Here is a 22,480-nt window from a genome sequence, read left to right on the forward strand (position 1 = left end):
GGCGGAGGGGAACCACGCGTTCCCATACCGAACACGACCGTTAAGCCCTCCAGCGCCAATGGTACTTAGACCGCAGGGTCTTGGGAGAGTAGGACGTCGCCAAGCACGAGAATCCTATCGCATTTATGCGGTAGGTTTTTTGTTTTACCCTTTATTTTGACTTATTTTCTTCAGACATATGTATAAACGGCTTGCAACGACACCAAGCTAATAGAAAATGATTTTTAAGGAGCACTTGACCTTTTGCGGAAATTGCATATAATAAAATCAAGGTCAAAGAAAGTCAAAGTCAATTGTCCGAATATTTGGTGTATGACTGATTTGATTGTAGCATCGATAAGTTTGATTTGTTTCAATTTTAGTTTTATTGGTTATTTCTCAGGGAGGTTGGTGGTTTGCGAAACATTTCCGATCTCATCGAGCAGTATTTGAAGCATATGCTCCAGGATAGTCCGGAGGGCGCAGTAGAAATTCAACGTAATGACTTGGCTGACAAATTTTCTTGTGTACCTTCGCAAATCAATTATGTAATCAGTACTCGATTTACCATGGAGAAAGGATACATGGTTGAAAGTAAGCGCGGAGGCGGAGGCTATATCCGAATACAACGGATTGATCTTCCGGCACTGAAGGCGATTCAGTTCCACATCGAGGAAACGGTGGGGGAATGCGTGGACCAAGGTGCGGCGGAAGGACTTATTTATCAGCTTGAGGAAGCAAGGCTTATTACCAAACGCGAAGGGAATTTGCTTCGTGCGGCAGTCCATCGCGATACGATCGCGCTTAAACTGCCGTTAAGAGATGAAATTCGGGCGCGGTTGCTTAGGTCTATGCTTATCTCACTGCTCGTTAAATGACGAACAGCCGTTAATACCGGGAGGAGGGATCAGGCTTGTTTTGCCAAGAATGCGGCCAAAAGCCGGCTACGCTTCATTTTACAAAAATCGTTAATGGTGAGAAAACCGAATTTCACATTTGTGAAAGCTGTGCTCGTGAGAAGGGGGAAGGCATTCCTGGCGCGCCGAATAGTTTTTCCATTCATAGCTTATTGTCAGGTCTTCTTGACTTCGAACAGTTAGGCGGTTCGGGTATCGTCGGTATTAAGCAGCCAACGCTTCAATGCGAGGAATGCGGCCTTACGTATACGCAGTTCAGCAAGATTGGTCGTTTCGGCTGCAGCTCCTGTTATCAAGCGTTTGAAAGCAAGCTCGATCCGCTGCTCAAGCGTGTTCACAGCAGTACCGTGCACAGCGGCAAGATTCCGAGGCGCTCAGGCGGTCAAATCCAGTGCAAACGGGAAATTGAAGAGCTAAGGCGGAACCTGCAAGAGAAGATTGATCAGGAGGAGTTCGAGAGCGCAGCGCAGCTGCGTGACCGGATACGCGAGTTGGAACGAAAAATTGCAGACCTGTAGGCTGGCATAGAAGGAGTGAAAGATCCTCTTGACTAAGCATCGATTCTCACAGCATGCGCTTAGTGAATGGATGAAGGACACTGGCCCCGAATCCGAAATAGTCATAAGCAGCAGAGTGCGGGTAGCGCGTAATTTACGTCATCAGCCTTTTCCGCTGCTTGCAACAAATCAGCAATCCAAGGATGTAATGGATCAGCTGACAGAAGTAAGTCAGAGCGGGAAGCTGCAGTCTATTGGTTCTTTTGAGACGATCGTATTATCGGATTTGAGTGAGCTTGATAAAAGGGTGCTTGTTGAAAAGCATTTAATCAGTCCTAATTTAGCGAATGATTCGCGATGCGGGGCCGTTATTTTGAGCGATAACGAATCTGTTAGCATAATGATTAACGAAGAAGATCATTTGCGCATTCAATGTCTGTATCCGGGTTTTCAAATCCAGGAAGCATGGGCATTGGCCAGCGGAATTGACGATATTTTTGAGGAATCTGCGGATTATGCCTTTGATGAGAAACGCGGTTATTTGACGACTTGTCCGACGAATGTAGGAACCGGCATTAGGGCCTCGGTTATGATGCATCTTCCGGCGCTCGTGCTTACGTCGCAAATTAACCGCATATTGTCAGCGGTAACGCAGGTTGGATTAGCCGTTAGAGGATTGTATGGCGAAGGGAGCGAGGCGCTTGGCAATTTATTTCAGGTGTCGAACCAAATTACGCTAGGACAATCGGAGAATGAAATCATTGAAAATTTATACGGCGTTGCAAGGCAGATTATTGAGCATGAGAAGGCTGCCCGCAAGCGGCTGATGCATGATTCAAGATTAAGGACAGAAGATCGCGTGAAAAGATCGTACGGGATATTGTCACATGCCCAGATCATGGACTCGAAAGAATCTGCACAGCGGCTGTCTGACGTAAGACTCGGTGCAGACCTCGGCATATTGCCGGATGTCACGCCGCAAGTGTTAAACGAGCTCTTAGTGATGACTCAGCCTGGATTCTTACAGCAAACCTTCGATGAGAAGATGAGTCCAGACCAGAGGGATTTCAGGAGAGCAGAACTCATACGCAATCAATTGCGTGTGGAAAAAGGCCATGGGGGTGCGTAACTATGATGTTTGGAAGATTCACGGAGCGAGCACAGAAGGTGCTGGCATTGGCGCAGGAAGAAGCGGTTCGTCTAGGACATAACAATATAGGTACGGAGCATATTTTACTTGGTCTTATCCGCGAAGGGGAAGGCATTGCAGCAAAAGCGCTAATCGGGCTGGGTCTCGGGCTTGAAAAAATTCAGGACGAGGTTGAAGCGTTGATCGGCCGCGGTCAAGAGCAGCCTAACAATATTGCCTATACGCCTCGCGCGAAAAAAGTAATTGAGCTCTCGATGGATGAGGCAAGAAAGCTTGGACATACGTATGTAGGCACGGAGCATATTCTGCTCGGCCTAATTCGTGAGGGAGAAGGCGTGGCAGCACGCGTACTCAATAATCTGGGCATTAGCCTTAATAAGGCCCGTCAGCAAGTATTGCAGCTTCTAGGCAGCAGTGAGGCCGTATCAAGCAACCACGGATCTCCGGCCAACGTAAGCACGCCGACGCTGGACGGTCTTGCCAGAGATTTGACTGCCTATGCAAAAGAAGGGAATTTGGACCCTGTAATCGGGCGCAGCAAGGAAATTGAGCGCGTTATTCAAGTGCTTAGCCGCCGTACCAAAAACAATCCCGTGTTGATTGGTGAACCGGGCGTTGGTAAAACAGCCATTGCCGAGGGCCTTGCCCAGAAAATTATTGAAAATGAGATTCCTGAAACATTGCGTGACAAACGCGTAATGACGCTAGATATGGGCTCGGTCGTAGCCGGCACAAAATACCGCGGCGAGTTCGAGGATCGCCTGAAAAAAATCATGGACGAAATTCGGCAAGCAGGCAATATTATTCTCTTCATCGATGAGCTTCATACACTTATTGGTGCAGGCGGGGCTGAAGGGGCGATTGACGCCTCGAATATTCTGAAGCCTGCATTGGCACGCGGCGAGCTGCAATGCATCGGCGCTACGACGCTGGATGAATATCGGAAGTACATCGAGAAGGATGCGGCGTTAGAACGCCGGTTCCAGCCGATTACGGTGGATCAGCCATCACCTGAGGAAGCCATACAAATATTGTACGGATTGCGTGACCGTTACGAGGCACATCACCGTGTGAAAATTACGGATGAAGCTATTGTGCAAGCGGTGAAGTTGTCTGACCGCTATATTCCGGATCGGTTCCTGCCGGACAAAGCGATTGATCTTATTGACGAAGCTGGATCCAAGGTGCGTTTGAACTCATACACGGTACCTCCTAACTTGAAGCAACTAGAAAACCGTCTTGAGGATATCCGCAAAGAAAAGGATGCAGCGGTTCAGAGCCAGGAGTTCGAGAAAGCAGCGGCGCTTCGTGATACGGAGCAAAAAATTCGCGAAGAGCTCGACATTACGAAAAACCAGTGGAAAGAAAAACAAGGGCGCACCGATTCCGAAGTTACGCCCGAGGATATTGCTCAGGTCGTAGCAAGCTGGACAGGAATTCCGGTAAGCAAAATGGCCGAAGGCGAAACCGAGCGCTTGCTGAAGATGGAAGATATTCTCCATGATCGTATCATCGGTCAAGAGGATGCGGTTAAATCGGTTTCGAGAGCCATTCGCCGTGCTCGCGCAGGCTTGAAGGATCCGAAGCGTCCTATCGGCTCATTCATATTCCTAGGTCCGACTGGTGTAGGTAAAACAGAGCTGGCAAGAGCGCTTGCCGAAGCAATGTTCGGTGATGAGAATGCCGTTATCCGAATCGATATGTCGGAGTATATGGAGAAGCACTCTACGTCCCGTCTAGTTGGAGCGCCTCCAGGCTACGTCGGTTATGAAGAAGGCGGCCAATTGACTGAGAAGGTACGCCGTAAGCCTTATTCCGTAGTTTTGCTCGATGAGATCGAGAAAGCCCATCCGGAAGTATTTAATATTTTGCTGCAAGTACTTGAAGATGGCCGATTGACCGATTCGAAAGGACGTGTGGTCGACTTCCGCAATACATTGATCATCATGACTTCGAATGTCGGCGCCGATCAGATCAAAAAGAATTCTTCCTTAGGCTTCACAGCGGTTCAGGATGCAGGACGCGATTTCTTGCAAATGAAAGACAAAGTCATGGCAGAGCTTAAGAAAAGCTTCCGTCCTGAGTTCTTGAACCGTATCGACGAGAGCATCGTGTTCCATTCCCTTGGTGAGGAGCATATTGCTCAAATCGTAACGCTTATGTCAGAGGAGCTCCGCAAGCGCCTGCGCGAGCAAGAGGTTGACTTCGTATTGACGGATGCTGCCAAAGCGTTTCTTGCAAAAGAAGGCTACGATCCGCAATATGGAGCACGTCCATTGCGTCGAGCTATCCAAAAGCATATCGAGGATCGCTTGTCGGAGGATCTGCTAATGGGCAAAATTCAAAAAGGCGATACGTTCACGATCGATGAAAAAGACGGCGGCTTAACGGTCAGCAAGTCTATTCCGGAACAAGAGCCTGAGGAATCCACAACCAAATAATCGTTTAGCGCGAGCTGTCCCGCAAATAGAAATATCGTTTGCGGGACAGCTTTTATTATGCAATTAATTGACAATGAGAATCATTATCGTATAATGAATAGGATGCGATACAATAGGAGGAACAACGATGATAGTTGTTACCAATACGATAAAAGTAAAAAAAGGCTATGGGGAGACTGTGGCTAACCGATTCGAAAATTCAAAGGGAATTGATTTATCCCCAGGTTTTTTGCGAATGGAGGTATTGTTCACGGAAGGGCTAGAGGAGTACGATGAGCTGAAGGTCAGCACGACTTGGGAGAATAAAGCTTCGTTTGAGGGCTGGGTGAACAGTGATTCCTTCCGGCAGGCACATGCATACAAGGGCAAGGGTGCGCAGCAGTCCGCGAATGGGGAGCAAACCGAATGCGTCATGCTCGGTTCGCAGCTCACTACGCATCGCGTATTGGTTGCCAGACAAGCGGGAATCGTACAGCACAGCGAAGGCGTGGCGGATGCTAAATGAATGATACGGACATAAAGCTATGGGAGTGCTCTCTTATCCACTGTGGATAAAGGGGGCCTTTTTTATGCCGTTTTTTCAATTATCCGATATGGGGATATGTTGATGGCTTGTGGATAATGTTGATAAGTTGTTGGTAAGTCTGTGGATGAAATAAAAAAACGGGTAAATGGGATAGGTTTAACTGTGGTTAACGAATAATAGATAGGTTATCGCCTTTTTTTCGTTCACAATGTGGGTTTATACATGGGGGATAAAATGGTAAACTTTATATAGTGTCATTTTAAGCACAATCGCTAGGGATGGCTTCATCTATTCACGCTAACCCATAACGTTTAAGGAGTATAGAATGGCCAAAATAAAAACGAAGTTTGTTTGTTCAGAATGCGGGACCGAATCGGCGAAATGGCTTGGCAAATGCCCGGGCTGCCATGCATGGAACTCCATGGTGGAAGAGAAGGAAACGGTCGTAAAAACGAAGGGAGTCGGATTGTCTTCGTTTCATGCGAAAGAAAAGCCGCAGTCCATCATACATATAGAAAGTGGGCAAGAGCCTCGTATTGAAACAAGGATGCTTGAGCTAAACCGCGTGTTAGGCGGAGGCGTTGTGCCGGGCTCACTCATCCTTGTCGGCGGTGACCCTGGTATCGGGAAGTCAACGCTGCTGCTCCAGACCTCGCATGCCCTTGCCGTAAAAGGGCTAAAGGTTCTTTATATTTCGGGGGAGGAGTCGGTACGGCAAACGCGGCTTAGAGCGGATCGCCTTGGTGCCTTGACGGAATCGCTGTATGTATTATGCGAGACCAATATGGAGCAAATTAACGATGCGATCGAGTCGCTGCAGCCGGATTTTCTCGTTATCGACTCCATACAGACCGTATATGACCCCAATGTGCAATCTGCGCCTGGAAGCGTGTCGCAGGTTCGTGAATGCACGGCGCATTTCATGAGAGTAGCCAAAATTAAAGGAATTGCAACGGTTCTGGTTGGCCACGTTACGAAGGAAGGGGCTATTGCCGGCCCAAGATTGCTCGAGCATATGGTCGATTGCGTTCTATATTTCGAAGGAGAACGCCATCATACTTATCGCATTTTGCGGGCGGTCAAAAACCGTTTCGGCTCGACGAATGAAATCGGCATTTTCGAAATGGGCGAGGATGGACTTCGGGAGGTTTCGAACCCTTCGGAATTGTTCTTATCCGAACGGCCGCTTGGCGTATCGGGTTCAACGGTCGTAGCGAGCATGGAAGGAACGAGACCCGTACTCGTGGAGTTGCAGGCACTCGTGGCGACAACTAACTTTCCATCCCCGCGAAGAATGTCAACGGGTATCGATCACAACCGCATGGCGCTCATTATCGCGGTGCTCGAGAAGCGCAACGGAATGTTTTTACAAACGCAGGATGCTTATTTGAATGTGGCAGGCGGTGTAAAACTGGATGAGCCGGCAGTCGATCTCGCGGCTGCAGTCAGCATCGCCTCAAGCTTTCGAGACGCGCCAACGAAGCCATACGACGTTATTTTCGGCGAGGTTGGGCTTACGGGCGAGGTTCGCGCAGTATCACGGGCGGAACAGCGGGTGAAAGAAGCAGAGAAGCTGGGCTTCAAACGCGTTATTATGCCGGAGAAAAGTCTAAAAGGGTGGAAGCCGCCCGAAGGTATTGAAATTATTGGCGTAGGCACAGTGTCGGAAGCACTTAAGGCAGCGCTTGGATAGGGGGGCAGACGATGAAAGAACCTACTCAGCTTGAAATAATGAATCAATTGTTGCAATTAGTCGCACCAGGTACCCCTTTTCGTGATGGGCTTGAGAATGTGCTTCGGGCCAAAACGGGGGCGTTGCTTGTTGTAGGCTACAGTCCTGAGGTAATGGAGGTCGTCGACGGAGGTTTCTCCATCAATTGCGACTTCTCGCCTAACTATTTGTATGAGCTAGCCAAAATGGATGGCGCGATTATACTGAGCGAGGATATGCGCAGGATATTGTATGCGAACACGCAGCTTATCCCGAATAGCTCGATACCGTCGATAGAAACGGGCATTAGGCATCGTACCGCGGAGCGCGTGGCGAAGCAGACCGGTAAGCTGGTCGTTTCAATATCCCAGCGGCGCAATATCATTACGCTTTACCAAGGTAACCTCAGATACTCTCTGAAAGACATGGGCGTCATACTAACGAAAGCGAACCAAGCGATTCAGACGCTGGAGAAATACAAAGCGGTACTCAGCCAATCGTTTACGAATTTATCGGCGCTTGAGTTCGAGGAACTGGTTACCCTCCAGGAAGTGGCTCATGTCATCCAGCGCGTAGAGATGGTGCTGCGCATAAAAATGGAAATCAAACGCTACGTGAATGAGCTTGGTACGGAAGGCCGCCTAATCAGCATGCAAATGGATGAGCTGGTCGGCGGCGTGGAAGAGGATGCCTGGTACTTACTTAAAGACTATGCGAAAGAGAATTCGGATGAGAAAATCCGGGAAATTCGTGCTGGTCTGAAAAAACTAAGCTCGGATGAGCTATTGGATGCACCGCCAATCATTCGGCTCATTGGTTACCAACATACAAGCAATATGAATGATGAATCCGTTTCCCCTCGCGGGTATCGTTTACTGAACAAAATTCCGCGGTTACCGCTCATCATCATGAATAACTTAATCGAGCGTTTTGGACGCCTGCCTCATATTCTGATGGCGACAATCGAAGAGCTGGATGAGGTAGAGGGCATTGGAGAAGTACGCGCACGTGCGATCAAAGAGGGCCTTAAGCGAATTCAAGAGCAGATGTTCATTGACAGGCAAATCTAAATCCCATACAATAGATTGAATGTGGTTCTGTACGAACTCGTGCATTCGTTCGTGTTTTGGGGCATAGTAGAGAAGAGGTGGAAAAGATGATCGCAAAATCGATACCGAGCCTTCTCACGGTGGGGAATTTATTCTTAGGAGTAATCGCCATCATTCTTGTATTTAATGAAAAACCAGATACAGCGGCAATGATGGTTTTGATCGCCATGCTGCTTGATGGTGTAGACGGACGCGTTGCTCGGGCGCTGAACGTTCAGAGCGAATTCGGTAAGGAGCTTGACTCATTATCCGATGTCATTTCGTTTGGCGTAGCACCAGCTTTTATTATGTACGTAGTTGCTTTTCAAGATCTTAGTCCCGCGTTGGCGTGGATTGTTACGGCGTTATTTCCCATATGCGGCGCACTGCGGCTTGCTCGCTTCAATGTGATTTCAAGCGCTCCAGGATATTTCATCGGTCTCCCCATACCGGCCGCTGGAGGCGTCCTAGCGACAATGGCTTTATTCAAAGACGACATTTATGTTTCTATACTGTTAACAAGCACGGTTGTGCTTTCCCTGCTCATGGTGAGTACGGTTAAATATCCAAACTTCAAGAAAGTCGGCATTCCGAAAAGTGCGGTTTGGGTTGTACCGATTATCGTTGTAGTGGCTGTGGTGCTTGGTTTATTTTTCAAAAACGATCTTTCCAAAATACTGTTTGTACCGCTGCTGTTATATGCGCTGTACGGCCTAAAAAAAAACGTTGATCGCCGGTTGCCCAAGCGGAATCGGAAACGTAAGAAGCGCGACGAGGTTGTCGATGATACCGTCCAATCAGAAAAACCTGCATGATATGCAAATAAATATGAAACAAGAAAAAATAGCGATTCGAACACAGTCAAATGTGTTTAGAATCGCTATTTTTTGTTTATTAATGAGTTGTTTGATTATTATTGCGGTATGTAAGGAAGAATTAATGAAAAAAATATTATATTTTCAGATGGGTAGTCGCATAATAACAGTTATACGACAAATTTAGACACTTTAAACGAATTCGCTACTTACTATTATATGCCATTAATACCATCTTAACAACGTTGAGAGCGGTTGTCTAGGTCAAAAGAACCTTTTGGTCCAGTCTTTTAGATATAGTTAATTAATACCTCCTCTACATAATCAGAAGCCGATTTGGCGAGTTGTTCAACCGTGTGCAGGTAGCGTTGCGTCGTATTAATATGCGCGTGGCCTAAGCTTTCTTGAACCTGCTGCAGAGAGGCACCGTTAAGCAGGGCGAGCGTTGCGTTAGTATGCCTTAACCAGTGGGGCGTAACGGGCTTGTCCAGTCCGGTTTTGGAACATGAAATTTTGATCATTCGCTCAACTTGCCTTGAAGTTATACCGAATATAACGACATCTGAGCGACTGCTTAGATGGGGCTGGCGGTCGAGATAGCGAGAGTATAGCATCCATAAATGGCGAGGGACCTTGATATCTCTTATTTTCCCCCCTTTTCCCTTCGTAACCGTAAGCCACACGGTGGATTCTAACGGGTCGGAGTAGAAGTCGCACCATTTGATTGCGCATAGCTCCGAGACGCGCAGTCCAAGCAGGAGAAGACTCAAAGCAATTAAATAGTTGCGTTCATTGTCATGCTGTAGAAAATGCAGAAGCTTGCCAACTTCGTTTTTTGTTAGAAAATGCTTTTTGCTTGTTAAGGGAATAACGGGGAGGCGGACGCTGCTGGTCGGGTTCTGTTTAAACAAGCCAATGTTGGGATCGCAGCCCCATTTATATAAAGATTTGAGAGCCGCAATAATGGCAGAGACGGTAGCAGGAGCTAGCGGAAGCCCGGTTTTCTCGTTTTTTATGGACATCAAAAAGAGCTTGAATGCCTCAATTTCTCGCCACGAAACATCATTCAGGTTTCTTCCGGATATGAACAGGCGAAAGCGTTCGATTGCTCTGAAGTAGCTTTTGTAGGTATGTTGGGATTGGCTTCTGCTGCTCAAAAACATTTGGATTTTTTGTTCGTCTGTAAAGCGTGGTTCGTTCTCTGGCATTACGTGCAATAAAGCTTTTTCTTCGAAAATAGCTTCCGATCTCATCAGATATCCTCCTCTTGTTGTCGTATAACTGTTATTATGCGACACCCCGCTGTATGTATATTTTTTCTAATCTATAGACTATGATTTACAAAAAAAGTTACAAAGGCAACTGAATTGTCATTTTAATTCGGTTGAAGAGGAGAAGCGGATGACGATTAGTCAGAGCTATGCGGAAGTGATTTCTATGCAGCATACGGGCGCGGGCAGTTGGATGAAGTACTTGATGTATAAGAGTCCTGCTACATACAGACATTGTGTAAGAGTAGCTTTGTTAGCCGAAATTGTTGTTCCATATTTACCGATTGACGAGAAGGAGCACGCTGTGTTCATTAGAGGCTGCTTTCTTCACGACGTAGGGAAAACGAAGGTGCCGAACGATATTTTGCATAAAAAAGAGAGATTGAATGACTGGGAATGGAGCGTACTTCGCAAGCATCCTGTCTATGGCGAGGAGATCCTTCGAAACCAAGCCTTTTATGACGAAAATATTTTGCAATTAGTAAGGTTTCATCATGAGCGATATGACGGAGCAGGATATCCGGAGGGCAGGAAGGGCGAGCAAATTCCTTTGTTTGCAAGAGCTTGTTCGGTTATCGATGCGCTGGACTCGATGTTATCCATGCGACCTTATAAAAAACCGCTGACTGCATCCGAAGCCTACACAGAGCTTGAGCGACACCGGAATACGCAATTTGACGCGGAAATCGTTGATTTGGTGCTGGAGCTTCCGGAGCATGAGATAGGGATTTATTTCAACGGCATCTACGATAAAGTGAAATAAAGCGGAAATAAAAAAAGCTTTGGAGAGAGGCTCCCCAAAGCTTTAAGCTGATTGCCGTCATTGTATGCTACGTTAAATTAAACAGACCCAATGTTGAGCATTTGTCGTACTCATCTGCAATAACCTCATCCAACTGAATATCCAGCAAGTTGCACAAAGCAGTCATGTAAAACAGATTGCGACCTAAATCATTCTTAAGCGCGTCACGGCAATGCTCGCAAACGGCGCCGGTAAGATGACTTTGCAGCGTCGTTTTGGCGTTCTCAAGATTCAGTTCATCCGAATATTGCTGCTTACGTGCGTTCAGCTCGATACAGCCGCAGTCAGTGACTGCTTTCGTGACTGCGCGATTGACCGAAGCGCCGGATTGTCCGAACTTGGACATAACATCTAACAAGCTGCGGTGCCTAAGCAGCAATTCGGATACTTGCTGCTGAAATTGATCCAGTGTAGGAGCGCTCATCGGTTCCACCTCTTTCACCAACCTCGTATGTTGAAATCTTTAACTCCATTATAAGCTTGATCCCGTCTGTTTACAAAATGTGAATTATTAAAATTTATAAATGTTTGCAATTAATAGGCGCCCCCACGGTTAACAAGGCAATTATTGGAACATAATTGTAGTGGAGGTGAACCATAATGGTTAGACGAATTATTCAATTGATGGGGATGTTGTTCGGTGGTATGGCAGGTGGCGAGGTATACGGATGGGTGAATGGAGCGGCCGTATGGTCAGGCTCATCCTTCGGTATGCTGCAGCGATCCGGCACTTATTACATGAATGTAGCCATTGGCGCGGTTTTTGGTGTAGTTGTGGCAACGATGCTCGCAGGTCAAATTATCCGTTATATGCAAAAGGGAGCCGAGCAGGCGGCTGAGCTTCCCATGCAGCAGCTTATCGCGGGCGCGGGAGGGCTTCTTGCAGGTTTATTGCTTACTGTATTGATCTATCCAGCGGTATCGGGACTTGAAGGACTCGGAAGCTTAATCCCGGCAGCAATGATGGTATGCTTTGGTTATTTGGGCATGCGCATTGGCTTGAATAAGCAGCAGGAGATTGCAGACGGGTTTGCTGCCATGCTGGAGAAGCGCAGGGTTGCTCCTGCAGCCGACGAGGCTGGCGGCTACGAGGAACATAAGATACTCGATACGAGCGTAATTATTGACGGCCGGATTGCGGATATCTGCAAGACTGGTTTCATTGAAGGCACGCTGGTCATTCCGGAGTTTGTGCTCGAGGAGCTTCAGCACATTGCAGATTCATCCGATTTGCTTAAGCGCAATAGAGGACGCCGCGGGCTTGATATTTTGAACAAAATTCAAAAAGAGCTTGATGTGAAAGTTCTGATTTATGAAGGGGATTTCGAAGAGATTGGCGAGGTGGACAGCAAGCTTGTGAAGTTAGCTAAAGCGCTGCATGGGAAAGTCGTAACCAATGATTTCAATTTAAACAAGGTTTGCGAGCTGCAGGGCGTTTCCGTGCTCAATATCAATGATTTGGCTAATGCAGTAAAACCAGTTGTGTTACCGGGAGAAGAAATCATCGTACAAGTGATAAAGGACGGTAAAGAGCATGGGCAAGGCGTCGCTTATTTGGATGACGGCACGATGATCGTAGTTGAGGGCGGCCGCGAATACATTGGAACAACGATGGAAGTGCTCGTGACCAGCGTGCTGCAAACCTCAGCAGGAAGAATGATATTTGCAAAGCCGAAGCTGTTGGAAAAAGCGCTATAACAAGGTATGATAGTACTATTGTTTAGGCGCAAACGGCTGACGCCGCTCCATGGCGGCAATAGCTCGTTTCGCGGTGAAGGATAGGGCAGCTATAAGGAAGGCTGTATAGACGCATATCCTTTAACACGGTATGAGGCGGGTCGGTGCATGGGAGCAGATTGGGGAGTCATCATCGTAGCGGCCGGTAAAGGCACGCGGATGGGAACGAAGGAAAGCAAGCAATACTTGCAGCTAGCGGACAAGCCTATACTTGTTCATACGCTAGATCTTTTTCAGTCGCTGGATTGGGTCAAGGAAGCGGTGCTTGTCGTCGGAAGCGACGATGTGGAACGCTGCCGCGATTGGGTGAAGGAATATGGAATGTCGAAAGTAACGGCAGTTGTAGCCGGAGGAACAGAGCGGCAGCATTCCGTACACTGCGGGCTGCAGGTGCTGTCAACGGACTGGGTGATGGTCCATGACGGGGTACGTCCGCTTGTCACCGCTGAGGCTGTGCGCGCTTGCTGTGCGCAAGCGGAACAAAGCGGTGCCTCCGTACTCGCCGTTCCTGTTAAAGATACGATTAAGCAAGTCAATGAAGCGGGTGTGATCGTCTCTACGCCAGACCGCCGAAGCTTGTGGGCGATACAAACGCCGCAGGCTTTTCGGCGTGTCTTGCTGCTGGAAGCGCATGAGCGCGCTTTGGCGGAGCGGTTCGTTGGGACGGATGATGCGATGGTGGTTGAGCGCATGGGCGTGAACGTCACGGTCGCTGAAGGGGAATACACCAATATTAAAATAACGACGCCTGAGGATTTGCCGTGGGCGGAATTTTTGCTTGCGAAGCGTCGTGCCGATAGGGCAGAGGGGAAAGGTGAGCAAAGATGATTCGAGTGGGACAAGGGTTTGACGTGCATCAATTGGTAGAGGGTCGTCCATGTATAATAGGCGGGGTTACGATTCCTTATGAAAAGGGGTTGCTAGGCCATTCAGACGCGGATGTGCTTCTTCATGCGATTACGGATGCCATTCTAGGCGCGCTTGGGCTTGGTGATATCGGCAAGCATTTTCCTGACACGGACGCAGCCTACAAAGATGCTGACAGCTTGAAGCTGCTTGAGGACGTATGGAAGCTCGTGCGCGAGCGCGGCTATAAGCTTGGCAATATCGATTCGACGATTATAGCCCAGCGGCCCAAAATGCTGCCGTATATTCCGCAAATGTCGGCCATCATTGCAAAAGCGCTGGAAGCGGACATTTCACAGGTGAACGTCAAAGCAACGACAACAGAGCAGCTTGGATTCACGGGACGCGGCGAAGGGATTGCGGCGCAATCCGTTGTTTGTCTAATCATGGATGTGATATGATCGGATTTATTCATGGAGAGGCATTGCTTGCGGAGACCGGCAATCGCTAGCTAAACTTTTAGGAGGTAATTGGAGATGACAGCAGAGGTAAGAGTTCGTTATGCCCCGTCACCGACGGGCCATTTACATATCGGCAACGCAAGAACGGCCTTATTCAATTATTTGTATGCAAGAAACAAAGGCGGCAAATTCATCATTCGGATCGAGGATACCGATGTAAAGCGCAACGTAGCGGGCGGGGAAGAAAGCCAGCTCAAGTATTTGAAGTGGCTGGGCATCGATTGGGATGAGAGCATCGACATTGGAGGCGGCTATGGACCGTATCGGCAGACAGAGCGCCTCGACATATACAGCAAATATTGGCAAGAGCTTCTGGATCGGGGTCTTGCTTACCGCTGCTACTGCACGGAAGAAGAGTTGGAGCAGGAGCGGGAAGAGCAGACTGAACGCGGTGAGACGCCTCGTTATTCCGGCCGCCATCGCCATCTGACCGAGGAGCAGCGTCAGGCTTTCGAAGCGGAAGGCCGCATACCGAGCATCCGTTTTATCGTGCCGGAAGGACGTACCTATGCTTTTGATGATCTGGTTAAAGGCTCGATAAGCTTTGATACGGCCGAAATGGGCGATTTCGTCATCGTGAAGAAGGATGGCATTCCTACGTATAACTTTGCGGTTGTGCTGGACGACTATTTGATGAGAATCAGCCACGTGCTCCGCGGCGAAGACCATATTTCGAATACGCCGCGCCAACTGATGATCTATGAAGCTTTTGGCTGGGCGCCTCCTATATTCGGACATATGACGCTTATCGTGAATGAACAGCGCAAGAAGCTAAGCAAACGCGACGAGTCCATTATTCAGTTCATTTCGCAGTATGACGATTTAGGTTATCTGCCCGAAGCGATGTTTAATTTCATTACGCTATTAGGTTGGTCACCAGAGGGCGAGCAGGAGATCTTTACGCGCGAGGAGCTAGTCTCCGTGTTCAATGCGGATCGATTAAGCAAAAGCCCTGCCGTATTCGATACGCAGAAGCTAAGCTGGATGAATAACGAATATTTGAAAAAAGCCGACACGGCTAGAGTGGTTGATCTATGTCTGCCGCACCTTCAGCAGGCAGGCCGCATTGAGAGTGAACTCGACGCTGCTGGACGCGCATGGGTGACGGATTTAGTTGCCCTGCATCAAGACAAGCTGCGCAGCGCTTCGGATATCGTGCCGATGACGGAGCTTTTCTTCCGCGATGCGGTGGTGGACGAGGAAGAGGCGGCAGCCGTTCTGGCGGAGGAGCAGGTTCCGGCCGTGCTTGACGCTTTCTTGACGCTTGTTGAAGCGGGCGAGACGCCATTCGAGGTTGACGGCATCAAGGACATGATTAAAGCCGTACAGAAAGCAACGGGCTTCAAAGGCAAGCAGCTATTCATGCCGATCCGGGCAGCGCTGACTGGACAGACGCATGGTCCTGACCTTAATCAATCACTTGCTTTGCTTGGCGAAGAGAAGGTTGTTAAGCGTCTTCGGGATCGTCTGGCTAGTCGGTCAGTTTAACGGCCGTTAGGGTAAAGCAATACGTACGGATAGAATACCCTTGTCACATTTTTGGGTATTCGGTATACTATGACTAATAGAAGAATGAATCGAACGGCCATGAACAGGAGAAGTACGTTTGCTTGTGGATTCGCAGAGAGGACAACCGTCATTCGAATCGACGCCCCCCATTTTGGTGCGGCTATGAGACTCGGGTGGGGCTGCAAGTTGTCTGGTCCGCCGAACGGAAATATGCACCTGGGAGCTTTGTTCCGAGCTGCTTCAGCATGACATGCACGATCAGTAGGATTAGGCGGAGACGCATAATCGTTCTTGAAGGCGTACATGGGACTGGGCAGGGTAGGCAGCAACGTATCGTCTGCGTTAAAGACTTTGAGATGAATGATCCAAGGCTGAGCGTCGCCTTGCTTGTTCAAGCAGAGTGGAACCGCGAGATTGCACGCCTCTGCAGCATAATATGCTGCAGGGGCTTTTTTTATTGGAAATTTATGAGCGCATGAAAAAAGGAGCATTGCTTATGTTTCGTCACTTTCGATCGGACATCCAAGCGGTTTTTGAGAATGATCCGGCTGCACGCAGCCGCTTCGAGGTTGTTTTCACCTATTCGGGCTTGCATGCCATATGGGCACACCGTATTGCTCATCCGTTATACCGAAAAGGCTGGTTCACGATAGCTCGAATGATCTCTCAGGTAAGCCGGTTCATGACAGGGATAGAGATCCATCCAGGCGCGCGAATCGGCGATCGGTTGTTTATTGATCATGGCATGGGTGTCGTTATCGGGGAAACCTGCGAGATTGGCGATGACGTCGTGATCTATCAAGGCGTCACTCTGGGCGGAACTGGCAAGGAAAAAGGTAAGCGCCACCCGACAATTGGTAATAATGTAGTTATTGGTTCCGGAGCGAAGGTGCTGGGCTCCTTCCAAGTAGGCGAGTTTTCCAATATAGGCTCCAATGCGGTTGTGCTTCGGGAAGTGCCGACGAATTGTACGGTAGTCGGAAATCCTGGGCGCGTCGTGAAGCGAAACGGCGAGCGGGTAGGCGACCGTCTAGACCATACGCAGCTCCCGGATCCGGTAATCGAAATGTTCCGTACGATGCAGAAGGAAATTGATGAATTAAAAACCGAGCTGAAGCAGCTTCGGGAACCAGTGGCCGGAGGAGAGATACGAAAATGACAGTATCCATTTACAATACAGTTTCAAGGCTTAAAGAGCCTTTTGTGCCCCAAGAACCGGGTAAGGTCAAAATGTATGTATGCGGTCCAACCGTGTACGATTATATCCATATTGGCAATGCACGCCCTGTTATTTTCTTCGACGTTGTGCGGCGTTATTTGGAGGCGTCCGGGAATGACGTGCAATACGTCGTTAACTTTACGGATGTGGACGACAAGCTTATCCGCAAAGCCGAACAGCTTGGCACTACGGTGCCGGAAGTAGCGGAAAAGTTCATTGCGGCATTTTATGAAGACATTGAAACGCTTGGCGTGCACAAGGCAACGCTTAATCCGCGCGTAACGGAGCATATTCCTCAAATTATTGCGTTTATCCAGGGTCTAATCGACAAAGGCTATGCATATATGAGCGATGGCGACGTTTATTACCGGACAGCTGCTTTCGCTGATTATGGCAAGCTGTCGCATCAGAACATCGAGGAGCTGCAGTTTGGTATCCGTGTCGAGATTGGCGACCGGAAGGAGAATCAGCAGGACTTCGTATTGTGGAAAGGCGCGAAGCCGGGAGAGATTAAGTGGGAAAGTCCCTTTGGGGAAGGTCGTCCAGGCTGGCACATTGAATGCTCGGCCATGGCTCGCGCTTACCTTGGCGATACGCTCGATATTCACGGAGGCGGGCATGATTTGCAATTCCCCCACCACGAATGCGAAGTGGCGCAATCCGAGGCATTGACAGGAAAGCCGCTGGCGAATTATTGGATGCATAACGGGTATATTCATATCAATAATGAGAAAATGTCCAAATCGCTTGGCAACGGCATAACGGTGCATGAGCTTGTGAAGCGGGTTAAACCCCATGCGATTCGTTACTTCATGCTTTCTACGCATTACCGCAGCCCGCTTAATTTCAGCGACGATACGGTAGCGCAAGCGGAAAATAGCGTGGAGCGGATCGCTAATTGCGCGGTCAACCTTAGGCATAGGCTTGCAGCGTCTGCAGGCGGAGCAAGCCAAGCGGCAGTAGGAACTACTGGACTTGTCGCATCTGAGGATGCAGAGCTCGATGCGAGGCTGAAAGTTATTCATGACCAGTTCCATGCCAAAATGAGCGATGATTTCAATACGCCAGACGCAATCACCTCCGTATTTGATTTGGTTGCCGAGGCGAATCAATATCTCAATCGATCCGAAGCAGCCGCAGGCGGAGTTAATGCTCTGCTCACGCTGCTCGAGCACATGGATGCGGTGCTTGGCTTGCTGCCGCAGCAGCAGGCGGACTCAGAGCTGCTTGACGCGGATATCGAACAGCTAATCGTAGAGCGTACGGAAGCAAGAGCTACGAAAAATTGGGCGAGAGCGGATGAAATTCGGGTGCTGCTCACAGAGAAAAACATTGTCCTTGAGGATACGCCTCAGGGTATCCGCTGGCGGCGCAAATGAGCGAGCGCATAGATACGAACGCACTATTGTTTCATGCACCCTCCAAAACGCCGCAGCTGATGAACCCCGTCATCCTTGCATATATGGGGGATGCCGTGTTCGAGCTTTTGGTGAGGCAGTATTTAATATCGCTTCCTAACCAAAAGTCCCATCATATTCACAAAGAGGCAACTAAGTTTGTTTCGGCCAAAGGCCAGAAAAAGGTGCTTGATCTATGGCAGCCGCATCTGACTGAAGAAGAGGCAGACATCGTTCGCCGCGGCCGCAATTCGAAATCGGGAGCACCTCCCAAAAATGCGGACCTCGCAGATTATCGCCTTGCAACGGCTTTGGAGAGCTTAGTCGGTTATCTCTATTATGAAGGTCGCATCGAACGGATACATGAGCTATTTTCGGTTGCGATCGGTAAACAACAGCCAGTCGAAGGCTAAAAAAGCCTTGCACGATACTATAAAGATACGAGGAGGGTAACCGAATGACGGAAGAAACGATACAAGATGAGATGATTGCGGGTAAACACCCGGTGCTGGAAGCTTTGCGCTCCGGACGGGAAATCAATAAGATTTGGATTGCCGACGGCGCACAGAAAACACTGACGCAGCCGATTGTGGCGGAAGCGAAAAAGTTCGGGATCGTTGTACAGTTCGTTGATAAAAGAAAGCTGGATAGCTTAACGCCTGGGGTTACGCATCAAGGGGTAGTTGCACAGGCAGCCGCATTTGCTTATGTCGAGGTAGAGGAAATCCTTGAACGCGCGAAGGAGCGGGATGAAGTTCCTTTTATTCTGTTGCTCGATGAGATCGAGGATCCGCATAACCTGGGGTCGATATTGCGTACGGCAGAGTGCACTGGGGTTCATGGCGTGATCATTCCGAAAAGAAGGTCCGCGGGCTTAACGGCCACGGTGCTGAAAACTTCAGCCGGAGCGGCAGAACATGTACCGGTTGCTCGCGTGACGAACCTCGCTCAAACCATCGATAAGCTGAAAGAGGCTGGGGTGTGGGTAGCTGGTACGGACCTGAGCGCTTCGCAGGACGTGTACAAAATGAAATTCGACATGCCGCTCGTTGTGGTTATCGGCAATGAAAGCAAAGGAATGGGAAGACTGATCAAGGAGAAATGCGATTTCCTTGTTAAATTGCCAATGTTGGGGCAGTTGAACTCCTTGAATGCTTCTGTAGCGGCAGGCGTTCTTATGTATGAGGTTGTACGCCAACGCCGGAGCCTTTAGGTGATGAACCGGAAGGACGATATTTTGTTAGTCGATGGTTATAACATGATTGGCGCTTGGCCCGTGCTAGAGAAGCTGAAGGAGTATGACCTTGAGGAAGCACGGGACAAGCTGCTGGACATGATGGCAGACTATCAAGGCTTTACGGGGATGCAGGTATACGTCGTATTCGATGCGCATCAAGTTCCGGGACTCGGCGCAACGTATAGACATCATAAGCTGACTATCGTATATACGAAAGAAAAGGAAACAGCTGACGAGTGCATCGAGCGTCTATGCTCAGAGCTGTATGTGCGTCGCAGGAACATTTATGTAGCCACATCGGATTTGGTGGAGCAGCATGTTGCTTTCGGCAAAGGCGCGCTTAGGGTTTCAGCCCGTGAATTGCTCATCGATATTGGACAAAACCGGAAAAACATAGAACAGTCGCTCCGGGAAGATAAACCTGGCACGCGCAATTCGGTTGATGGAATTGTTAGCCTTGAAATTCGCAGCCAACTTGAAAAGCTGAGACGCGGCGAAAAATAATGGAAGGATTGCGGCGGTGTTTGCTTATCTTGCGAAGCGAACGCCAATGCAGATTCCACAAAGTTACAAAATTGCTAGATACTCGATAGTTTGCGCATGCCCGATTGGTTGACGGTGTAAGGTTACATAATGTATACTGACTCTATTATTAGCGATAAGAACGTGCTGTATTTCGTTAAGAAACATTCTTATCTTTGGACGTAAATTGCTGCTGGGGCCATGCTACTGGATCGGCAGGATAAATTTGCGTGAATACGAATCTAGCGGTGTACGCCTTGCAGGCCGGAGGGATAGTTCGTGAGTATCGACCTCAAAGAATGGAGTACGCTCGAGTATGACAGCAGTACGGACGAGGATATCGTCGAAGCGGTCCGCAATGGCGACAGTATGGCGTTGGAATACTTGATTAATAAGTATAAGAATTTCGTGAGGGCTAAAGCGCGCTCCTATTTTCTTATCGGCGCGGATCGTGAAGATATCGTGCAGGAGGGTATGATAGGTCTATATAAAGCAATTCGTGATTTCAAAGGGGACAAGCTAGCTAGCTTCAAGGCCTTTGCGGAGTTGTGTATTACTAGACAGATTATTACCGCCATCAAAACAGCCACGCGTCAGAAGCATATCCCGCTTAATTCCTACGTATCGCTTGATAAGCCCATTTATGACGAAGATTCGGATCGCACGCTGCTGGATGTCATCTGTGGTACGCGAGTATCTGATCCCGAAGAATTAATTATCAATCAAGAAGAGTTTATTGGTCTGGAAGACAAGATGTCCGAGATTTTAAGCGATCTTGAGCGCAAGGTGCTTATGCTTTATTTGGATGGAAGATCGTATCAGGAAATTGCAGTCGATTTGGATCGACACGTGAAATCCATTGATAACGCTCTCCAACGGGTGAAACGCAAGTTAGAACGTTATTTGGAAGTCAGAGACATTAGCGGTTAAACGCATTCATACGTAAATCGTCATTAATGAGGGCTGTCTTCCATCTGGCGGTGTCCAGGTGGAATATAGGTCCTTTTTGTTTTAAATGGGCTTAAGTAGACTATAATGGTAGAAACGAGCCCGATGCTCTTGTGATTACCAGTTTTTCGCAGGCCTTACACTTATCTTTTACATTGACATCAAAATTGCTGTGTGATAAAGTGTTTAGGTAGGCCTAAAATCGAGGTTTTTTTTCGTTTTGGCGTTGGAATCAATGAACTTTCATATAGAGCTTCATGATTCGTATTTTGTAGCAGTTCGGGAGGTGTAATTCAATGCGGGTAATTATCACGTTGGCATGCACAAACTGCAAACAGAGAAACTATGCGAGCAGCAAGAACAAACGCAATCACCCCGACCGCATCGAGTTGAAGAAGTTTTGCAAGTTCTGTAACGAGCAGACTCCTCATCGCGAGACGAGATAGTCAATTGGAGGTGTGAACGTGGCATTTTTGGCTAAACTAAAGCAAAGCTTTGGTACAACGTTTAGTTTTTTTGCCGACAGCTGGGCGGAACTTAAGAAGGTTCGCTGGCCAAGCCGTAAAGAGTTGACAAGCTATTCGATCGTGGTATTGTTGACGATCACGTTTGTAACGATTTATTTCTGGCTTCTTGACATCGGGATCTCGTCTCTGGTTGAATTCATTGTTTAAGAATGGTCCAAAGGTGGATTTGTGATGGAAAAAAGATGGTACGTCGTGCATACTTACTCAGGCTATGAGAACAAGGTGAAAGCCAATTTGGAACGCCGTGTTGAATCAATGGGCATGGAAGACAAAATCTTCCGCGTGCTCGTTCCTATGGAAGATGAAGTGGTAGAGAAGGACGGTAAGAAAAAGACTGTCCAACGTAAGGTCTACCCCGGATATGTTCTTGTGGAAATGGTTCAAACCGACGATTCATGGTACGTTGTTCGCAATACGCCTGGCGTAACTGGATTTGTAGGATCGACTGGATCCGGTTCAAAGCCGATTCCTCTACTGCCAGATGAGGTTGAGCAAATACTCAAACACATGGGCATGGAAGAGCCGAAACCGAAAATCGAGTTTGATCTGAAAGAGACGGTTCGCGTCAAAGTAGGTCCTTTCGCAGATTTTGTTGGTACAGTAGAAGAAATTTTGCTGGACAAAGCGAAGTTGAAGGTTCATGTAAACATGTTTGGCAGGGAGACCCCGCTAGAGCTGGATTATACTCAAGTGGAAAAGATATAATATCTGGTTTCCAAAACCCACAGGGTTAAACCGGTGGAGGTTTGGACGCGAAGTGGCAATGCCTCTTAATCAGTGGCATATGCTATTTACGCATGGAATAAAGGGTAAGGAGGTG

The 22,480-nt window shown here is 48.3% G+C and carries 24 protein-coding genes and 1 rRNA gene; 23 read left to right on the top strand and 2 right to left on the bottom strand.

The genetic code is table 11. From position 1 onward, the window contains the following. The 9 genes from rrf to pssA form a co-directional block, all read left to right on the top strand. Positions 1-105: ribosomal RNA gene (gene rrf, locus AC0YN3_RS31175) — 5S ribosomal RNA — on the top strand; the annotation flags it as partial. A gap of 290 nt (positions 106-395) precedes the next feature. Then, positions 396-857, top strand: a complete 462-nt coding sequence (locus AC0YN3_RS31180) for a CtsR family transcriptional regulator (protein WP_138756318.1) — start codon at positions 396-398, stop codon at positions 855-857. A gap of 35 nt (positions 858-892) precedes the next feature. After that, entirely contained in the window at positions 893-1,414 is a 522-nt protein-coding gene (locus tag AC0YN3_RS31185) for a UvrB/UvrC motif-containing protein (RefSeq protein WP_475778780.1), read from the top strand. A gap of 28 nt (positions 1,415-1,442) precedes the next feature. Next, entirely contained in the window at positions 1,443-2,522 is a 1,080-nt protein-coding gene (locus AC0YN3_RS31190) for a protein arginine kinase (RefSeq protein WP_475778781.1), read from the top strand. A gap of 2 nt (positions 2,523-2,524) precedes the next feature. After that, positions 2,525-4,984, top strand: coding sequence for an ATP-dependent protease ATP-binding subunit ClpC (clpC, locus tag AC0YN3_RS31195; protein ID WP_475778782.1), 2,460 nt, complete (start codon positions 2,525-2,527; stop codon positions 4,982-4,984). Positions 4,985-5,111: 127 nt separating this feature from the next. Then, on the top strand, positions 5,112-5,489 hold the full coding sequence (locus tag AC0YN3_RS31200; protein WP_475778783.1) for an antibiotic biosynthesis monooxygenase: 378 nt from the start codon (positions 5,112-5,114) through the stop codon (positions 5,487-5,489). A 346-nt stretch (positions 5,490-5,835) separates the two neighbouring features. Then, complete coding sequence (radA, locus tag AC0YN3_RS31205; protein WP_475778784.1) at positions 5,836-7,203, top strand: DNA repair protein RadA; 1,368 nt, start codon at positions 5,836-5,838, stop codon at positions 7,201-7,203. Between the two features lie 11 nt (positions 7,204-7,214). After that, entirely contained in the window at positions 7,215-8,291 is a 1,077-nt protein-coding gene (disA, locus tag AC0YN3_RS31210) for a DNA integrity scanning diadenylate cyclase DisA (RefSeq protein WP_183571348.1), read from the top strand. Between the two features lie 86 nt (positions 8,292-8,377). Further along, entirely contained in the window at positions 8,378-9,124 is a 747-nt protein-coding gene (gene pssA / locus AC0YN3_RS31215) for a CDP-diacylglycerol--serine O-phosphatidyltransferase (RefSeq protein WP_475778785.1), read from the top strand. A gap of 290 nt (positions 9,125-9,414) precedes the next feature. Here pssA and AC0YN3_RS31220 read toward each other — a convergent pair whose 3' ends face one another. Then, positions 9,415-10,377 carry a tyrosine-type recombinase/integrase gene (locus AC0YN3_RS31220; RefSeq protein ID WP_475778786.1) on the bottom strand — a complete coding sequence of 321 codons (963 nt, stop codon included), beginning with the start codon at positions 10,375-10,377 and terminating at the stop codon, positions 9,415-9,417. 148 nt (positions 10,378-10,525) lie between these two features. Between AC0YN3_RS31220 and AC0YN3_RS31225 the strand changes: the two genes are divergently transcribed. Continuing rightward, entirely contained in the window at positions 10,526-11,158 is a 633-nt protein-coding gene (locus AC0YN3_RS31225) for an HD-GYP domain-containing protein (RefSeq protein WP_475778787.1), read from the top strand. Positions 11,159-11,225: 67 nt separating this feature from the next. On the opposite strand, the gene AC0YN3_RS31230 is transcribed toward AC0YN3_RS31225, so the two are convergent. Further along, the gene (locus tag AC0YN3_RS31230; protein WP_138756310.1) at positions 11,226-11,621 is read right to left on the bottom strand and encodes a nucleoside triphosphate pyrophosphohydrolase family protein; all 396 of its coding nucleotides are present in this window, start codon (positions 11,619-11,621) and stop codon (positions 11,226-11,228) included. A gap of 176 nt (positions 11,622-11,797) precedes the next feature. Between AC0YN3_RS31230 and AC0YN3_RS31235 the strand changes: the two genes are divergently transcribed. From AC0YN3_RS31235 to nusG, 13 genes are all read left to right on the top strand, one after another. Next, positions 11,798-12,895, top strand: a complete 1,098-nt coding sequence (locus tag AC0YN3_RS31235; RefSeq protein ID WP_475778788.1) for a PIN/TRAM domain-containing protein — start codon at positions 11,798-11,800, stop codon at positions 12,893-12,895. Positions 12,896-13,042: 147 nt separating this feature from the next. Then, a complete protein-coding gene (gene ispD / locus AC0YN3_RS31240) occupies positions 13,043-13,762 on the top strand; it encodes a 2-C-methyl-D-erythritol 4-phosphate cytidylyltransferase (protein WP_475778789.1) in 720 nt (239 codons plus the stop codon). Next, positions 13,759-14,241 (top strand): 2-C-methyl-D-erythritol 2,4-cyclodiphosphate synthase, encoded by a 483-nt coding sequence (gene ispF / locus AC0YN3_RS31245; protein WP_475778790.1) that lies wholly within the window; start codon positions 13,759-13,761, stop codon positions 14,239-14,241. The genes ispD and ispF overlap by 4 nt, the downstream gene beginning before the upstream one ends. 75 nt (positions 14,242-14,316) lie before the next feature. Beyond that, positions 14,317-15,789 (top strand): glutamate--tRNA ligase, encoded by a 1,473-nt coding sequence (gene gltX / locus AC0YN3_RS31250; protein ID WP_475778791.1) that lies wholly within the window; start codon positions 14,317-14,319, stop codon positions 15,787-15,789. Positions 15,790-16,210: 421 nt separating this feature from the next. Next, positions 16,211-16,969: a serine O-acetyltransferase gene (gene cysE / locus AC0YN3_RS31255; RefSeq protein ID WP_475778792.1), complete on the top strand. Its 759-nt coding sequence runs from the start codon at positions 16,211-16,213 to the stop codon at positions 16,967-16,969. Beyond that, a complete protein-coding gene (gene cysS / locus AC0YN3_RS31260; RefSeq protein ID WP_475778793.1) occupies positions 16,966-18,408 on the top strand; it encodes a cysteine--tRNA ligase in 1,443 nt (480 codons plus the stop codon). Before cysE ends, cysS begins: the two co-directional genes overlap by 4 nt. Further along, the gene (locus AC0YN3_RS31265) at positions 18,405-18,839 is read left to right on the top strand and encodes a Mini-ribonuclease 3 (RefSeq protein WP_475778794.1); all 435 of its coding nucleotides are present in this window, start codon (positions 18,405-18,407) and stop codon (positions 18,837-18,839) included. The genes cysS and AC0YN3_RS31265 overlap by 4 nt, the downstream gene beginning before the upstream one ends. A 44-nt stretch (positions 18,840-18,883) precedes the next feature. Then, complete coding sequence (gene rlmB, locus AC0YN3_RS31270; protein WP_475778795.1) at positions 18,884-19,639, top strand: 23S rRNA (guanosine(2251)-2'-O)-methyltransferase RlmB; 756 nt, start codon at positions 18,884-18,886, stop codon at positions 19,637-19,639. Positions 19,640-19,642: 3 nt separating this feature from the next. Then, complete coding sequence (locus AC0YN3_RS31275; RefSeq protein ID WP_441946561.1) at positions 19,643-20,167, top strand: NYN domain-containing protein; 525 nt, start codon at positions 19,643-19,645, stop codon at positions 20,165-20,167. A 297-nt stretch (positions 20,168-20,464) separates the two neighbouring features. Further along, complete coding sequence (gene sigH / locus AC0YN3_RS31280; protein ID WP_054025342.1) at positions 20,465-21,115, top strand: RNA polymerase sporulation sigma factor SigH; 651 nt, start codon at positions 20,465-20,467, stop codon at positions 21,113-21,115. A 314-nt stretch (positions 21,116-21,429) separates the two neighbouring features. Then, the gene (gene rpmG / locus AC0YN3_RS31285; RefSeq protein WP_015847242.1) at positions 21,430-21,579 is read left to right on the top strand and encodes a 50S ribosomal protein L33; all 150 of its coding nucleotides are present in this window, start codon (positions 21,430-21,432) and stop codon (positions 21,577-21,579) included. 18 nt (positions 21,580-21,597) lie between these two features. Beyond that, a complete protein-coding gene (secE, locus tag AC0YN3_RS31290; RefSeq protein ID WP_138756299.1) occupies positions 21,598-21,807 on the top strand; it encodes a preprotein translocase subunit SecE in 210 nt (69 codons plus the stop codon). A 24-nt stretch (positions 21,808-21,831) separates the two neighbouring features. Beyond that, positions 21,832-22,365, top strand: coding sequence for a transcription termination/antitermination protein NusG (gene nusG, locus AC0YN3_RS31295; RefSeq protein ID WP_053373884.1), 534 nt, complete (start codon positions 21,832-21,834; stop codon positions 22,363-22,365). Positions 22,366-22,480 lie beyond the last annotated feature (115 nt).

The sequence above is a fragment of the Paenibacillus sp. J22R232 genome, from assembly GCF_056269165.1.

What these genes read in the sequence shown, in the direction of transcription:
- disA (WP_183571348.1), top strand. Translation starts at nt 7,215, where the DNA reads ATGAAAGAACCTACTCAGCTTGAAATAATGAATCAATTGTTGCAATTA.
- AC0YN3_RS31275 (WP_441946561.1), top strand. Translation starts at nt 19,643, where the DNA reads ATGAACCGGAAGGACGATATTTTGTTAGTCGATGGTTATAACATGATT.
- ispD (WP_475778789.1), top strand. Translation starts at nt 13,043, where the DNA reads ATGGGAGCAGATTGGGGAGTCATCATCGTAGCGGCCGGTAAAGGCACG.
- nusG (WP_053373884.1), top strand. Translation starts at nt 21,832, where the DNA reads ATGGAAAAAAGATGGTACGTCGTGCATACTTACTCAGGCTATGAGAAC.
- AC0YN3_RS31265 (WP_475778794.1), top strand. Translation starts at nt 18,405, where the DNA reads ATGAGCGAGCGCATAGATACGAACGCACTATTGTTTCATGCACCCTCC.
- rlmB (WP_475778795.1), top strand. Translation starts at nt 18,884, where the DNA reads ATGACGGAAGAAACGATACAAGATGAGATGATTGCGGGTAAACACCCG.
- rpmG (WP_015847242.1), top strand. Translation starts at nt 21,430, where the DNA reads ATGCGGGTAATTATCACGTTGGCATGCACAAACTGCAAACAGAGAAAC.
- cysS (WP_475778793.1), top strand. Translation starts at nt 16,966, where the DNA reads ATGACAGTATCCATTTACAATACAGTTTCAAGGCTTAAAGAGCCTTTT.
- gltX (WP_475778791.1), top strand. Translation starts at nt 14,317, where the DNA reads ATGACAGCAGAGGTAAGAGTTCGTTATGCCCCGTCACCGACGGGCCAT.
- AC0YN3_RS31220 (WP_475778786.1), bottom strand. Translation starts at nt 10,377, where the DNA reads ATGAGATCGGAAGCTATTTTCGAAGAAAAAGCTTTATTGCACGTAATG.
- AC0YN3_RS31225 (WP_475778787.1), top strand. Translation starts at nt 10,526, where the DNA reads ATGACGATTAGTCAGAGCTATGCGGAAGTGATTTCTATGCAGCATACG.
- AC0YN3_RS31230 (WP_138756310.1), bottom strand. Translation starts at nt 11,621, where the DNA reads ATGAGCGCTCCTACACTGGATCAATTTCAGCAGCAAGTATCCGAATTG.
- AC0YN3_RS31200 (WP_475778783.1), top strand. Translation starts at nt 5,112, where the DNA reads ATGATAGTTGTTACCAATACGATAAAAGTAAAAAAAGGCTATGGGGAG.
- ispF (WP_475778790.1), top strand. Translation starts at nt 13,759, where the DNA reads ATGATTCGAGTGGGACAAGGGTTTGACGTGCATCAATTGGTAGAGGGT.
- pssA (WP_475778785.1), top strand. Translation starts at nt 8,378, where the DNA reads ATGATCGCAAAATCGATACCGAGCCTTCTCACGGTGGGGAATTTATTC.
- AC0YN3_RS31235 (WP_475778788.1), top strand. Translation starts at nt 11,798, where the DNA reads ATGGTTAGACGAATTATTCAATTGATGGGGATGTTGTTCGGTGGTATG.
- clpC (WP_475778782.1), top strand. Translation starts at nt 2,525, where the DNA reads ATGATGTTTGGAAGATTCACGGAGCGAGCACAGAAGGTGCTGGCATTG.
- radA (WP_475778784.1), top strand. Translation starts at nt 5,836, where the DNA reads ATGGCCAAAATAAAAACGAAGTTTGTTTGTTCAGAATGCGGGACCGAA.